The organism is Bordetella genomosp. 6 (assembly GCF_002119705.1).
GTDB classification, from domain to species: Bacteria; Pseudomonadota; Gammaproteobacteria; order Burkholderiales; family Burkholderiaceae_B; genus Bordetella; species Bordetella bronchiseptica_F.
This window is the reverse complement of the sequence record NZ_CP021107.1, coordinates 2,108,654-2,123,253: the sequence shown is the minus strand read 5'-3', so window position 1 is coordinate 2,123,253 and position 14,600 is coordinate 2,108,654. Positions and strand designations below refer to the sequence as shown.

At 66.6% G+C, this 14,600-nt stretch carries 14 protein-coding genes; 6 read left to right on the top strand and 8 right to left on the bottom strand.

Annotated features, from left to right (window positions below; genetic code table 11):
• Window positions 1-47 precede the first annotated feature (47 nt).
• Window positions 48-791: an aspartate/glutamate racemase family protein gene (locus CAL11_RS09905; RefSeq protein WP_033462505.1), complete on the top strand. Its 744-nt coding sequence runs from the start codon at window positions 48-50 to the stop codon at window positions 789-791.
• An 81-nt stretch (window positions 792-872) separates the two neighbouring features.
• On the opposite strand, the gene CAL11_RS09900 is transcribed toward CAL11_RS09905, so the two are convergent.
• From CAL11_RS09900 to proC, 7 genes are all read right to left on the bottom strand, one after another.
• A complete protein-coding gene (locus CAL11_RS09900; protein WP_033462504.1) occupies window positions 873-1,574 on the bottom strand; it encodes an ABC transporter ATP-binding protein in 702 nt (233 codons plus the stop codon).
• Window positions 1,575-2,342 carry a high-affinity branched-chain amino acid ABC transporter ATP-binding protein LivG gene (livG, locus tag CAL11_RS09895; protein WP_033462503.1) on the bottom strand — a complete coding sequence of 256 codons (768 nt, stop codon included), beginning with the start codon at window positions 2,340-2,342 and terminating at the stop codon, window positions 1,575-1,577.
• Window positions 2,339-3,577, bottom strand: coding sequence for a high-affinity branched-chain amino acid ABC transporter permease LivM (locus CAL11_RS09890; protein ID WP_086092804.1), 1,239 nt, complete (start codon window positions 3,575-3,577; stop codon window positions 2,339-2,341). The genes livG and CAL11_RS09890 overlap by 4 nt, the downstream gene beginning before the upstream one ends.
• Complete coding sequence (gene livH, locus CAL11_RS09885) at window positions 3,577-4,503, bottom strand: high-affinity branched-chain amino acid ABC transporter permease LivH (RefSeq protein ID WP_033462499.1); 927 nt, start codon at window positions 4,501-4,503, stop codon at window positions 3,577-3,579. Before livH ends, CAL11_RS09890 begins: the two co-directional genes overlap by 1 nt.
• A 102-nt stretch (window positions 4,504-4,605) precedes the next feature.
• Window positions 4,606-5,721, bottom strand: a complete 1,116-nt coding sequence (locus CAL11_RS09880) for a branched-chain amino acid ABC transporter substrate-binding protein (RefSeq protein ID WP_003811271.1) — start codon at window positions 5,719-5,721, stop codon at window positions 4,606-4,608.
• 292 nt (window positions 5,722-6,013) lie between these two features.
• Window positions 6,014-6,595, bottom strand: a complete 582-nt coding sequence (locus CAL11_RS09875) for a queuosine precursor transporter (protein WP_086092803.1) — start codon at window positions 6,593-6,595, stop codon at window positions 6,014-6,016.
• The gene (gene proC, locus CAL11_RS09870; protein WP_086092802.1) at window positions 6,592-7,425 is read right to left on the bottom strand and encodes a pyrroline-5-carboxylate reductase; all 834 of its coding nucleotides are present in this window, start codon (window positions 7,423-7,425) and stop codon (window positions 6,592-6,594) included. Before proC ends, CAL11_RS09875 begins: the two co-directional genes overlap by 4 nt.
• A gap of 211 nt (window positions 7,426-7,636) precedes the next feature.
• Here proC and ugpB point away from each other — a divergent pair, with 211 nt between their 5' ends.
• From ugpB to CAL11_RS09850, 4 genes are all read left to right on the top strand, one after another.
• Window positions 7,637-8,950, top strand: a complete 1,314-nt coding sequence (gene ugpB / locus CAL11_RS09865) for a sn-glycerol-3-phosphate ABC transporter substrate-binding protein UgpB (protein ID WP_033462494.1) — start codon at window positions 7,637-7,639, stop codon at window positions 8,948-8,950.
• A gap of 178 nt (window positions 8,951-9,128) precedes the next feature.
• The gene (gene ugpA / locus CAL11_RS09860; protein ID WP_003811262.1) at window positions 9,129-10,010 is read left to right on the top strand and encodes a sn-glycerol-3-phosphate ABC transporter permease UgpA; all 882 of its coding nucleotides are present in this window, start codon (window positions 9,129-9,131) and stop codon (window positions 10,008-10,010) included.
• 19 nt (window positions 10,011-10,029) lie between these two features.
• Entirely contained in the window at window positions 10,030-10,881 is an 852-nt protein-coding gene (gene ugpE / locus CAL11_RS09855; protein WP_086092801.1) for a sn-glycerol-3-phosphate ABC transporter permease UgpE, read from the top strand.
• A 51-nt stretch (window positions 10,882-10,932) separates the two neighbouring features.
• Window positions 10,933-12,021, top strand: a complete 1,089-nt coding sequence (locus tag CAL11_RS09850; RefSeq protein ID WP_086092800.1) for a sn-glycerol-3-phosphate import ATP-binding protein UgpC — start codon at window positions 10,933-10,935, stop codon at window positions 12,019-12,021.
• Window positions 12,022-12,084: 63 nt separating this feature from the next.
• Here the strand turns inward: CAL11_RS09850 and CAL11_RS09845 are convergent, their stop codons facing one another.
• Window positions 12,085-13,212 carry a branched-chain amino acid ABC transporter substrate-binding protein gene (locus tag CAL11_RS09845; RefSeq protein WP_033462487.1) on the bottom strand — a complete coding sequence of 376 codons (1,128 nt, stop codon included), beginning with the start codon at window positions 13,210-13,212 and terminating at the stop codon, window positions 12,085-12,087.
• Window positions 13,213-13,446: 234 nt separating this feature from the next.
• Between CAL11_RS09845 and CAL11_RS09840 the strand changes: the two genes are divergently transcribed.
• Window positions 13,447-14,058, top strand: coding sequence for an RBBP9/YdeN family alpha/beta hydrolase (locus tag CAL11_RS09840; protein WP_086094546.1), 612 nt, complete (start codon window positions 13,447-13,449; stop codon window positions 14,056-14,058).
• The last annotated feature ends 542 nt before the right edge of the window (window positions 14,059-14,600 follow it).

Sequence of the window (14,600 nt, the reverse complement as noted above, 5' to 3'; positions counted from 1 at the left end):
CGCGCCGGTGGGCGTCGCCGCGATCGCGGCGCCCTGCGGAAGTACAGATGACAGCCCCCACGCAAAGTTGTTACCTGGGCGTACTCGGCGGCATGGGACCCATGGCCGGCGCGGCCTTCGCGCTGCGGCTGGCGGCCCTGACCCCTGCCCAGTCCGACCAGCAGCACATTCCCACGCTGCTGCTCAACGACCCTCGCATTCCCGACCGCAGCAATGCCCGCACCCAGGGCGGCGAAGACCCCCTGCCCGCGATGATCGCCGGCATGCGCTTCCTGCGCGAGGCCGGCGCGCGCCTGATCGCGATTCCCTGCAATACCGCCCACCTCTGGTACGAGCCGTTGGCCGCGGTGGCCGGCTGCACCGTGCTGCACATCATCGAAGCCGTGGCGCAGGACCTGCGCCGCCAGGGCCTGCAAGGCGGACGCATCGGCCTGATGGGCACCTCGGCCACGCTGGCGCTGGGCCTGTACCAGCAGACGCTGCAACGCCAGGGCTACAGCTGCATCATCCCCGAACCCGACGAAGTCGAGCGCTACTGCATGGGTTCGATCCGCGCCGTCAAGGCCAACCGCCTGGACCTCGCCTACGAGCCGGCCGCCGAATGCATCGCCCGCCTGAAAGCGCGCGGCGCCGATGCCGTGGTGCTGGGCTGCACGGAACTGCCCCTGGCCGTTCCGCACGCCCTGCGGCCGGGCCTGGGGATCATGCTGACCGACTCCATCGACGCGCTCGCCCTGGCCGCCATCGAACACTACGAGGCCGACCAGCAGACGCAGAAGCTGGTCGCGTAACGTGCGGCCCGGGTGCCTTCCCCGCGGGAGACAGGCACCCGGGCCGCAGGTCGCTCCCCGTGCGGGGAGCGACACCCCGGCCTACCCGCCCAGATACGCCTTGCGCACCTGGTCGTTGACCAGCAGGTTGGCGCCGGTGTCGTGCAGCACCACCCGGCCGTTCTCCAGCACATAGCCGCGGTCGGCCACCTGCAGGGCCTTGTTGGCGTTCTGCTCGACCAGGAACACCGTTACGCCCTGCTCGCGGATGGTGCGGATGATGTCGAAGATCTGCGCGATGATCAGCGGCGCCAGGCCCAGCGTGGGTTCGTCCAGCAGCAGCAGCCGCGGCTGCGTCATCAGGGCGCGGCCGATGGCCAGCATCTGCTGCTCGCCGCCCGACATGGTGCCGGCGCGCTGGGCGGCGCGCTCCTTCAGGCGCGGGAACAGCGTGTAGACATGCTCCAGGCCGGCGTCGATTTCCTCGCGCTTGGAGAAAAAACCGCCCATCATCAGGTTCTCGGCCACGGTCAGGTCCTTGAAGACCCGCCGCCCCTCGGGCGAGATGGCGATGCCGCTGCGCATGATGTGGTGCGTCTCGGCATGGGTGATGTCCTTGCCCTCGAAGGTGATGACGCCTTCGCGCGCACGCGGGTTGCCGCATACCGTCATCAGCAAGGTGGTCTTGCCGGCGCCGTTGGCGCCGATCAGCGTGACGATCTCGCCCTGCCTGACCTCCACCGATACGCCGTTGAGCGCCTGGATGGCCCCGTAGTAGGTGTGGATGTTTTCCAGCTTCAGCATTTATTCTTCCCCCAGGTACGCCTTGATGACGCGCGGATCGTTGCGCACTTCATCGGGGGTGCCGGTCGTGATGGGCTTGCCGTGTTCCATGACCAGGATGCGGTCGGATATCCCCATGATCAGGCTCATGTCGTGCTCGATCAGCAGCACCGCGACGCCGAACTCGCGCCGCAGCTGGTCGATCAGCGACTGCAGGTCGCGCTTTTCCTGCGGATTCAGGCCGGCGGCCGGTTCGTCGAGCATCAGCAGGCGCGGTTTGGTGATCATGCAGCGCGCGATCTCCAGGCGGCGCTGGTGGCCGTACGCCAGGTTGCCCGCCTCGCGGTTGGCGAATTCGCGCAGGCCCATGAAGTCCAGCCATTGGGCCGCCCGGGTCAGCGCCTCGGCCTCGGCCTGACGGTAGGACTTCAGCTTGAGCAGGCCCGGCAGCAGGCGCGCCTCGACCTGGGTGTGCTGCGCCACCAGGAGGTTCTCCAGCACCGTCAGCTGCTTGAACAGCCGCACGTTCTGGAACGTGCGCACCAGGCCATGGCGGGCCACCTTGTGGCTGGGCATGCCGGTAATGGGCTTGCCGTCCATCACGATCTCGCCGGCGGTCGGCTTGTAGAAACCGCCCACGCAGTTGAACACCGTGGTCTTGCCGGCGCCGTTGGGGCCGATGATGGCGAACACTTCGTCGCGCCTGACATCGAAGGCCACGCTGTCGACGGCCAGCAGGCCGCCGAAGCGCATGGTCAGTCCGGATACTTTCAGCAGGGTTTCGCTCATTTGCGCAGCTCCACATGCGGACGCTTCATGGGCAGCAATCCCTGCGGACGCCACATCATCATCAATACCATCACCAGGCCGAACATCAGCATGCGGTATTCGGCGAACTCGCGCGCCAGCTCGGGCAGCACCGTCAGCAGGATCGCCGCCAGGATCACCCCGACCTGCGAGCCCATCCCGCCCAGCACCACGATGGCCAGGATCAGCGCCGACTCGATGAAGGTGAACGATTCGGGGTTGACCATGCCCTGGCGGGCGGCGAAGAAGGCGCCGCCGAAGCCGGCGAACATGGCGCCCAGCGTGAAGGCCGACAGCTTGATGCGCGTCGGGTTCAGGCCCAGCGAGCGGCAGGCGATCTCGTCTTCGCGCAGCGCCTCCCAGGCGCGCCCCACCGGCATGCGGATCAGCCGCGTGGAGACGAACAGCGTCACCAGCGCCAGTGCCAGCGCCATCAGGTACAGGTAGATCACCATGTGCTGGTTCTGGAAGGTCCACCCCATGATTTCATGAAAGGTCTGGCCGCCTTCCGTGCTGGCGCGGCGCGCCATTTCCATGCCCAGCACGCTGGGCTTGGGCAGGCCGGATATGCCGTCCGGGCCGCCGGTCAGCGTGTTCAGGTTGATCAGCAGCAGGCGGATGATCTCGCCGAAGCCCAGCGTCACGATGGCCAGGTAGTCGCCGCGCAGGCGCAGCACCGGAAAGCCCAGCACGAAGCCGAACAGCGCGGCCACCGCGCCCGAGAACGGCAGCGCTTCCCAGAAGCTCCAGCCGCCCCAGTGGTAGAGCAAGGCGTAGGTGTAGGCCCCGACCGCGTAAAAGCCCACGAAGCCCAGGTCGAGCAGGCCGGCGAAGCCGACCACGATGTTCAGCCCCAGGCCCAGCATGACGTAGATCAGCACCAGCGTGGCGATGTCGACCGAGCTGCGGCCGCTGAAGAACGGCCAGATCACCGCGACGGCGATCAGCAGCGCGACCACCCACTTGTGGCCGCGCGCCGGCGCCGAAGGCAGCGTCGGCAGGCCTGTTTTCAGCGCCTTGAAGGGCTTGGAAATCCATGGGCGCAACAGTTGGAACGCAAAAACCAGCGCGCAGGCCAGCGCGACCAGGTCCCAGCGCGGCTCCATCAGGGTGCGCGCGCCCTGGCGCACCAGTTGCAGGCCGAAGATCGGCGTCACGATGACTGCGGTCATGACCGCGGCGATCGTGGCGTTCTTGAGAGGACTTTGTTGGGTCATCAGACTTTTTCCACCTCAGGTTTGCCGAGCAGCCCGGTAGGACGGAACAGCAGAATCAGCACCAGCAGCGCAAAAGCCACGATGTCCTTGTATTGAGAGGAGATGTAGGCGGCCGCGAAGGTCTCGGCCAGGCCCAGCAGCACGCCGCCCAGCATCGCGCCGGGGATGCTGCCGATGCCGCCCAGCACCGCGGCGGTGAACGCCTTGATGCCCGCCAGGAAGCCGATGAACGGATTCAGCTTGCCGATGGTGATGGCGATCAGCACGCCCCCCACCGCGGCCAGCATGGCGCCCAGCACGAAGGTGAAGGAGATCACCCGGTTGGTGTCGATGCCCAGCAGGTTGGCCATGTGCATGTCCTGCGAGCAGGCGCGCGAGGCGCGCCCCATGCGCGAATACTTGATGAACAGCGTGAGCGCCACCATCAGCGCCACGGTCACCACGATGATCATGATGCGCGAGTACGGCACGGTGACGTCGAAATTGGAACCCATGTGGAACTGCACCGCGCCCGAGACCAGCGCCGGCACGGCCATGTCGCGCGCGCCCTGCCCCAGGGCGACCCAGTTCTGCAGGAAGATCGACATGCCGATGGCCGAGATCAGCGCCACCAGGCGGGGGCTGCCGCGCACCGGCCGGTACGCCACGCGTTCGACGCTGTAGCCGTAGACGCCGGTCACGAAGATGGCGACCACCAGCATGGCGGCGATGATGAAGGGCAGCGGCAGGCCGCTGTTGGTGCCGATGGCGGTCAGCGTGACCAGCCCGACGTAGGCGCCGATCATGTAGATCTCGCCGTGGGCGAAGTTGATCATACCGATGATGCCGTAGACCATTGTGTAGCCAATGGCAATCAGCGCGTAGATCGCCCCCAGGGACAGTCCGTTGAAGAACTGCTGGGTAAGTTGTGGGATGAGGTCTGACATATTTACTCGTGCTCCAAATGGCTCCGGCTCCGGTAGTGCGACCCGGAGCCGGAAACCTGGGCGTACGTTGAGGTGCCGGCGGATAGCCGGCCCGTCGCGTGTTTACAGCTGGGTCTTCTTGCCGTTCTTGTCCCACTTGAAGACGGCGAACTCGAAGTCCTTCAGGTCGCCCTTGGCGTCGTACTCGACCTTGCCGATGGCGGTGTTGAAGGTGTTCTTGTGCAGGTGGTCGGCCACCTTGGCGGGGTCTTCGCCCACGGCGTTGATGCTTTCGGCCAGCAATTGCACCGCGGCATAGGCCGGCATCTGGAACGCGCCGTCGGGGTCGCGCTTGGCGTCCTGGAACGCCTTGACCACGCCTTCATTGCCCGGCAGCTTGGTGAAGTCCGAAGGCAGGGTCACCAGCAGGCCGTCGATGGCCGGGCCGGCGATGGCCACCAGGTCCTGGTTGGCGGTGCCTTCCGGCCCCATGAACTGCACGTTCAGGCCCTGTTCGCGCGCCTGGCGCAGCAGCAGGCCCAGCTCGGGGTGATAGCCGCCGAAGTAGACGAAGTCCACGCCGGCCGACTTCAGCTTGGTGATGATGGCCGAGTAGTCGCTGTCGCCGACGTTGATGCCCTCGAACAGCGCCACGTTGACCTTGTTGCGCTCCAGCGTGTCCTTGACCTGGGTCGCCACGCCCGAGCCGTAGGTCTGCTTGTCGTGCAGCACGGCCACCTTCTTGGGCTTGATGGTGTTGGCGATGTAGCGGGCGGCGAACGGGCCCTGCTGGTCGTCGCGGCCGATGGTGCGGAAGAAGAAATGCGGCTTGATGGTGTCGGTCACCAGCGGCGAGGTCGCGCCCGGGGTGATGGCGACGATGCCTTCCTGCTCGTAGACGTTGACCGCGGCCACCGTCACGCCCGAGCACGCATGCGCCACGGCGAACTTGGCGCCCGAGTTGACCACGCGGTTGGCCGCCGGAACGGCCTGCTTCGGCTCGCAGCCGTCGTCGATCAGGATGGGCTCCAGCTTCTTGCCCTTGACGCCGCCCTTGGCGTTGATGGTTTCGATCGCGGTGAGCGCGCCGGCCTGGATCTGGTCGCCGTATTGGGTATTGGGACCGGTCATGGGCTGGGGAATGCCGATCTTGATCGTGTCGGCGGCATGCACGGCGCCCGCGAAGGCAAGTGCGCCGAGTGCAACGGCAAGCGGGGTAAAGCGTTGCGAAAACTTCATGCGGAATTCTCCCGGCTAGAGGTTTTGAGCGGCTTTGCGTCGGATTGCGCAACAGGGTGGGCTGCGCATCGCAACGGGCATTGCCGGCTTCTTGGGCAAAAAAGCAATGTGGCCGGTATTCTGCGAGCTACGAAGAAGCGTGTCACTGCGTGTAATCCCCAATATTTGGGACCCCATCGAAATGCGTGACACATGGCGCCGTGAATTGCCGCGCGAGCCTTATACGGCGCGGCTTTCACGAAACTTACGCCGCGCCGTCCGCGCCCCGTTTCAACGCCCGGTCAACGCCCGGTCAACGCCCGGTCGAGGCCTGGGCGGGCCGCGCTTCGGCCGGCCGCGCCAGGTTCCACATCAGCGCCCGGAATGGCGCCAGCATGCTGATATTGACGGCCAGCTTGATCGCCAGGTCGCCCAGCATCCAGGTTACCCAGGGCGTATCGGAGCCGGCGAACGCCACGCTGAAGAACACCGCCGTGTCGGCCACCGCCCCGATCACGCCGGAAATCAGCGGCGCGCGCCACCAGCGCTGGTCGCGCAGCCGGTCGAACACCCGGATGTCGATCAATTGCGCACATATGTAGGCCAGGCCCGAAGCCAGCGCGATACGCGGCGAAGCCACCCAGACCGACACCGCCAGCGCCGCCGCGAAGCCGAACCAGGCCACCCGGCGCGCCGCGTCCGGCCCGTAGCGCCGGTTCAGCACGTCGGTCACCAGGAATGCCACCGGATAGGACAGGCCGCCCCAGGTCAGCCAGTCGTTCAGGGGCACCTGCACCAGGATGTTGGACCCCACCACCACCAGGCCCATGCAGAACACCGCCAGCAGGAACGGGCCGCTGCGCAGCGGCTCGTAGCGGCGCGACGCCTGGCTCATCGGCCGAACTCCTCGGCCAGCTCGCGCGAGCGGCGGGCGGCGGCCTGCATGGCGCGCTCGACCAGCCCGGCGAAATCGCCCTGGGCGAACACATCCAGCGCGGCGGCGGTGGTGCCGCCCTTGGAGGTGACCCGCTCGCGCAGCACCGCCGGCGGCTCATCCGATTGCGCCGCCAGCCGCGTGGCGCCGGCCAGCGTGCCCAGCGCCAGCTGGCGCGCCTGCTCGTCGGTCAGCCCGACGGCGCGGCCGCCGGCGATCAGCGCCTCGATGAACAGGAACACATAGGCCGGGCCGCTGCCCGACAGCGCGGTCACCGCGTCCAGCCCGGCGTCGCCGTCGACCCAGACCACCTCGCCCACCGAAGCCAGCAACCGGCCGGCCAGCTCGCGGTCCTGCGGGCTGACGCCCGGCAAGGCGGCCAGCCCGGTCATGCCCGCGCCCACCAGCGCCGGCGTATTGGGCATGCAGCGCACCAGGCGCTGCCACGGCTGGCCCGGTTCGCCCAGCCAGCCGGCCAGCGTATCGGCGCGGATGCCCGCCGCCACGCTGACGATCAGCGTGTCCGGGCGCAGCCACGGGCGCGTGCCGGCCACGGCTTCGCGCATATGCTGCGGCTTGACCGCGTACACCCACACCCGGCACCCCGCCAGGGAGGCGTCCGGCGCCGCCGCGGCGCTCATGCCGCGGGCGCGCCAGCCGGCGTGCGAGTCCGCATTGATGTCGACGACATGGATATTGGCCGCCGGGCAAACCTTGCCGGCCAGGCCGCTGGCCAGGGCGGCGGCCATGTTGCCCCCGCCGATGAACGCGATGGAGAGATCGTTTTTCATAGTGCGGCGATTGTAAACCGCCGCCCCAGGATGCAGAATGGCCTCACCCGGGCGATCTGCCCTGGAATGTAGGCCGGGCGCGGCCCGGCGTTTGACAGCACCGGGCTGTGGTGTAAAAGTCACGCCTTTGTCACAAACAATTCATAAGGTGTCACACTTTCGCATTGCGCGAACCGCCGATGCGATGGTCTACAACCGGAGGAACCCCTTCATGAGATCCCAACGTCTAGCGCTCACTTTCGCCGCCATCCTGGCCGCGTTCGCCGGTGCCTCGGCGCACGCCGCCACCGAAATCCAGTTCTGGCACTCCATGGAAGGCGCGCTCGGCGATCGCGTCAACGGCCTGGTCGAAGAGTTCAACAAGCAGAACGCCGACTACCAGGTCAAGGCGGTCTACAAGGGCAACTACGGCGAATCGATGAACGCGGGCATCGCGGCCTTCCGCGCCGGCAACGCGCCGGACATCCTGCAGGTGTTCGAAGTCGGCACCGCCACCATGATGTACGCCAAGGGCGCCATCAAGCCGGTGCAGCAGATGTCCGAGGAAGTGGGCGACCCCATCGATCCCAAGCAGTTCATCGGCGCGGTGGCCGGCTACTACTCGTCGCCCGAGGGCAAGCTGGTATCGATGCCCTTCAACAGCTCCACCGTGGTGTTCTACTACAACAAGGACGCCTTCAAGAAGGCCGGCCTGGACGCCGACAAGCCGCCCAAGACCTGGGAAGAACTGGCCGCCGCCGGCCAGAAGCTGAAGGCGGCCGGCCAGGAATGCGGCTACACCACCTCCTGGCCGTCCTGGGTGCAGCTGGAGACCTTCTCGGCCTGGCACAACGTGCCCTATGCCACCAAGGACAACGGCTTCGCCGGCCTGGACGCCCGCCTGGCCGTGGACACGCCCCTGCATGTGCGCCACCTCGACAACCTCGCCAAGCTGGCCAAGGAAGGCATCTTCATGTACGGCGGGCGCGGCGACGAGCCCAACTCGCTGTTCATCAGCGGCAAGTGCGCCATGATCACCGGCTCCAGCGGCCTGCGCGCCAACATCGCCAAGAACGCCAAGTTCGAGTTCGGCACCTCCACCCTGCCCTACTACAGCGACGTGCCGGGCGCGCCGCAGAACACCATCATCGGCGGCGCCTCGCTGTGGGTCTTCGCCAACAAGAAGCCCGAGACGTACAAGGGCGTGACCAAGTTCTTCAAGTTCCTGGCCAGCCCCGAGATCGCCGCCCGCTGGCACCAGCAGACCGGCTATGTGCCGGTGACCAAGGCCGCCTACGAGCTGACGCAGAAACAGGGTTTCTACGACAAGAATCCGGGCACCGACGTCGGCGTCAAGCAGCTGAACGTGGAAACCACCGCGCAGTCGCGCGGCCTGCGCCTGGGCTACCTGCCGCAGATCCGCGAGATCGAGGATGCCGAGATCGAGCGCATCGTCGCGGGCAAGGTGCCGGCCAAGGACGGCCTGCAGAGCATCGTCAAGCGTGGCAACGAGCTGCTGGAGAAGTTCGAGAAAAGTGTAAAGTAGCGGGCTTTTCGCCCGGCGCCGGGCGGCGCTCTGGTGCATGATGCGCCATGCGCCGCCGCAAACGGGCCCTGACTTCGCGGCATGCGCGGGTTCGGGCCCTCGGTGCGTCTGGCCTGCCTGTCGCGGCCGGCCGGCATGACCGGCCGGCCGCCTGTATTCTCACCTGGACTCCCGCTCCATGGAAAAACGCGTCGTATTCGGCCACAAGACACTGCCCTACCTGCTGCTGGCGCCGCAGATCATCATCACCATCGTCTTCTTCTTCCTGCCGGCGGGCCAGGCCATGTGGCAATCGCTGCGCCTGGAAGACGCCTTCGGACTGTCGTCGGAGTTCGTCGGGCTGGCCAACTTCGCCGACCTGTTCTCGCAGCAAAGCTACCTGGACTCCTTCCGCGTCACCGCCGTGTTCTCCGCGCTGGTGGCCTTCGTCGGGCTGGCGGTCTCGCTGCTGCTGGCCGTGATGGCCGACCGCGTGCTGCGCGGCGCCGGCCTGTACAAGACCCTGCTCATCTGGCCCTACGCCGTGGCCCCGGCGGTGGTGGGCGTGCTGTGGCTGTTCCTGTTCTCGCCTTCGGTCGGCATCCTGGCCGTGGCGCTCAACGGCATGGGCGTGAACTGGAACCCGCGCCTCGATGGCGACCAGGCCCTCATCCTGGTGCTGATCGCCGCGGTGTGGAAGCAGATCTCGTACAACTTCCTGTTCTTCCTGGCCGGGCTGCAATCGATCCCGCGCTCGCTGATCGAGGCGGCGGCCATCGACGGCGCCTCGCCCGCGCGCCGCTTCTGGACCATCGTGTTTCCCCTGCTCTCGCCCACCACCTTCTTCCTGCTGGTGGTCAACATCATCTACGCATTCTTCGATACGTTCGCGGTCATCGACACGACCACGCAGGGCGGCCCCGGCACGGCCACCTCCATCCTGGTCTACAAGGTATACAGCGACGGCTTCCGCGGGCTGGACCTGGGCTCGTCGGCGGCGCAGTCGGTCGTGCTGATGGCCATCGTGGTGGCGCTCACCGTGCTGCAGTTCCGCTACATCGACCGCAAGGTCCAGTATTGAAAGCAGAAGGCTACGAACCATGGTAGAACGTCGTCCCTGGCTGGACATCCTGGCCCACTTCATCCTGCTGTGCGGGGTGGCGCTGGTGGCCTTCCCGATTTACGTCACCTTCGTGGCTTCCACGCAGACGGCGCAGGAAGTCGCCTCGGCGCCCATGTCGCTGATTCCCGGCAAGCACTTCGTCGACAACTACATGCAGGCGCTGTTCGCCGGCTCGGGCGGCGGCTCGTACGGCGCGCCGGTGGGCCGCATGATGTATGTAAGCCTGATCATGGCGCTGGCGATCTCGCTGGGCAAGATCGCCATCTCGCTGCTGTCGGCGTTCGCGGTGGTGTATTTCCGCTTCCCCGGCCGCATGTTCTTCTTCTGGATGATCTTCGTCACGTTGATGCTGCCCGTGGAGGTGCGCATCGCGCCCACCTACAAGGTCGTGGCCGACCTGGGCCTGCTCAACAGCTACGCCGGCCTGACGCTGCCGCTGATCGCGTCGGCCACGGCCACGTTCCTGTTCCGCCAGTTCTTCCTGACGGTGCCCGACGAGCTGATCGAAGCCGCGCGCATCGACGGCGCCGGGCCGATGCGGTTCTTCCGCGACGTGCTGCTGCCGCTGTCGCGCACCAGCATCGCCGCGCTGTTCGTGATCCAGTTCATCTATGGCTGGAACCAGTACCTGTGGCCGCTGCTGATCACCACCCAGGAAGACATGTATCCCGTGGTCATCGGCATCAAGCGCATGATCAGCGGGGGCGACAGCGTCACCGAATGGAACATCACCATGGCCACCGCGATCCTGGCCATGATCCCGCCCGCGCTGGTGGTCATCCTGATGCAGAAATGGTTCGTCAAGGGCCTGGTCGACACCGAGAAGTAAGCCGCCGCCCGCCCGCCTTCCGCCCAGAATCACGCAGACGATTACATCCGTATGGCTACTCTCAGCTTTCGCAACGTCAAGAAAACCTACGCCGGCAACGTGCCGGTGATCCACGGCATCGACATGGACGTCGCCGATGGCGAGTTCATCGTCATCGTCGGCCCGTCGGGCTGCGGCAAATCCACCCTGATGCGCATGGTGGCCGGCCTGGAAACCGTCACCGAGGGCGAGATCCTCATCGACGACAAGGTCGTCAACACGCTGGAGCCGGCCGAGCGCGACATCGCCATGGTGTTCCAGAACTATGCGCTCTACCCGCACATGAGCGTGTTCGACAACATGGCCTATGGCCTGAAGATCCGCAAGCTGCCCAAGGACGAGATCCGCAAGCGCGTCGAGGCCGCCGCGCAGATCCTCGAGCTGGGCAAGCTGCTGGACCGGCGCCCGCGCGCCCTGTCCGGCGGCCAGCGCCAGCGCGTGGCCATGGGCCGCGCCATCGTGCGCGAACCCAAGGTATTCCTGTTCGACGAGCCGCTGTCCAACCTGGACGCCAAGCTGCGTGTCGCGATGCGCCTGGAGATCCTCAAGCTGCATCGGCGCCTGAACACCACCAGCCTGTACGTCACGCACGACCAGGTCGAGGCCATGACGCTGGCGCACCGCATGGTGGTGATGTACCAGGGCGTGCCCGAGCAGATCGGCACGCCGATGGAGGTGTTCGAGAAACCGGCCTCGACCTTCGTGGCCGGCTTCATCGGCTCGCCGCCCATGAACCTGCTGGAAGTCGCCGTGGGCGGCGACGGCATCGTGCACACCAGCGATGGCATCGCCCTGGAGATCTCGCCGCTGGCCGTGCCGCAGCAGGTGCGCGGCCGCAAGGTCATCATGGGCCTGCGCCCCGAGCACATGCTGCTCAATGCGCAGGGCCTGGGCGCCGAGATCGAGATGATCGAGACGCTAGGCTCCGAACAGCTGGTCCATGGCCGCTGCGGCAAGCACATGGTGGTGGTGCGCTGCAGCACCCGCCAGTTTTCCGAGGCGCCCGCCCGGGTCGGCGATACGCTGACCATCGGCCCCGACGGCCGCCACCCCCTGCACTGGTTCGAGGCCGACACCGGCCGCCGCGTCGAGGGGCTCTGACGTATTCGGTGCCTGTCCCCGCGGGGACAGGCACCCGTGCGCGGCAAGCCGCGCGCACGCGCCTTACTTGTACGAGGTCTTGCTGCCGTCCTTGTGCCAGGTGAACACTTCGAACTCGAACGCGTTCAAATCGCCCTGCTTGTTCCACGACGTCTTGCCGATCGGCGTCTGGAAGCTGTTGGCGTGCAGGTACTGGGCCACCTTGGTGGGATCCTCGCTGCCGGCGCCCTTGATGCCGTCGGCGATCACCTGCGTGGCCGCGTAGGCGGTCAGCTGGAACGCGCCGCTGGCGTCGCGCTTCTTATCCTTGAACGCCTTGACGATCTCGGCGTTGGCCGGATTAAGCGTGAAGTCGGCCGGCAAGGTCAGCAGCATGCCCTCGACGGCCGGGCCGGCGATGGCGTTGATGTCCGGGTTGCCCACGCCTTCCGGCCCCATGAACTTGGCATCCAGGCCCTGCTCGGCGCCCTGGCGCAGCAGCAGGCCCATCTCGGGGTGGTAGCCGCCGTAGTACACGAAGTCGACCTTGGCGGCCTTGAGTTTGGTGATCACCGCCGAATAATCGCTGTCGCCGGCGTTGATGCCTTCGAAGATGACGACCTTGGTGCCGTTCTTCTCGAGCGTGTCCTTGACCGCGGTGGCGATACCCTGGCCGTACGACTGCTTGTCGTGGATCACGGCCACCGTCTTGGGCTTGATCTTCTCCAGGATGAACTTGGCCGCTGCCGGGCCCTGCTGGTCGTCGCGGCCGATGGTACGGAAGATGAACTCGTAGTTCTTGCCGTCGGTGACCGCCGGCGAGGTGGCCGAAGGCGTCACCATGACCACGCCTTCATTGTTGTAGATCTCGGTGGCGGCGATGGTCGCGCCCGAGCACACGTGGCCCACCACGAAGCCGATCTTGTCGTTGACCACGCGGTTGGCGGCCACCGGCCCCTGCTTCGGTTCGCAGCCGTCGTCGATGACCACCGCCTCCAGCTTCTTGCCGTTGACGCCGCCGGTGGCGTTGATGCGCTCGATCGCGGTATCCACGCCCTCGCGCACCATGTCCCCATACTGGGTGACCTGGCCGGTGGTGGGGCCGACCACGGCGATCTTGATCGTCTGCGCGTGGGCGCCGGCCGACATGGCAATACCCGCCGCCATGCCCAGCGCCGCGATCACCGGCGTGAAACGAAATACCTTGTTCATATGCCTGCTCCTTGGCTTTTAATCATTGATATCGACCGGCCTGGCGCGTGGACCGACAATGCCCGTCCGCGCCCGACCTATAGCAGGGCAAGCATACACTGAAAGGCCCTATTTCCGGGCATGTTGCGGCGCATCCGGCAGGCGTCGCACGGCCGTCCGTTATACCTGGGCGCATATATGCAATGGAGCATTTCTTCGTTTGCGTTCATAAGCGGCGACGGCATCATCAGGGCCATGAGACTCCAACCCATCATCGTTCCCGGATGGCAAGGCTGCGGCCCCGGACACTGGCAGACGCACTGGGCCCGCACGCTGCCGCATGCCGTGCAGCTGCAGCAGCGCGACTGGCAGCGGCCGCGGCGCGCCGAATGGATCGCGGCCCTGGCCGCCGCCGTCGACGCCGCGCCCACGCCGGTGCTGCTGGTGGCCCATAGCCTGGGCTGCCTGGTCAGCGCGGCGCTGCCGATCGCGCTGCGCGCCAAGGTGGCGGGCGCCCTGCTGGTGGCGCCGGCCGACGTCGAGCGGCCCGGCGCGCCCGCCGCCATCGCCGCCTTCGGCCCGGTGCCGCGCCAATCCCTGCCGTACCAGAGCGTGGTGATCGCCAGCGACGACGATCCCTGCTGCCGGCTGGAGCGCGCCCGCCAGTTCGCCCAGGACTGGGGCAGCCGGCTGGTGGTGCTGCACGGCGCCGGCCATATCAACGCCGACAGTCAATTGGGTGCCTGGCCGCAGGGCTTGAAACAACTGGCCGCGCTGCGCCGGCGCGCCTGCTGGCGCATCAGCCCGCCGGCCGAGAAAATCCCCGCGGTGCCCGCCGGCATCGTGGCGCCGCCGCGCTACGGCTAGCGCCCGCGCTCCCCCGCGCCCGATCCATATTAACGGACGCCCGGCGTCCGTTAATCTTTTCACGCTCTGAAAAAATAGCCTGAAAACCAAAACCGATAATCCGGGAATTAATAAATCAGGCGATGCCCGGCGCGGCGCCGCAAACACGGCATCGCTACAGCATTATTTCCGCGGCGGGCAACGTGTAAGCGCAAGGATAACCATGTAAGCAGCCGTACCGCACTGCAACCTCATATGCGCCGCGCGGCTACGGCACACGCCCCAGGCTAATCAGGCGACGCAACATTGGCATTGAGAATGTCGGGGCTTGAAATATTTGTCGACAGGCCGCCCTCTAGAATCCTCCGCAGCTCTCCGCTTCCGGGCGGGATGGCGCGTCGCTCCAACGGCGCCGGCGCCAGGCCCTGCCCGATAACGGCTGCCTGATCGGCCATAACCGGCCGCGCGGCCGGGATTTATCGTTGTGCAGTGCGCAATTCCTACGCTCTGCCGCATTGCGGCAGAGCGCGCCCATTAATGGCCCGCTGTCAGACAGCATGCTA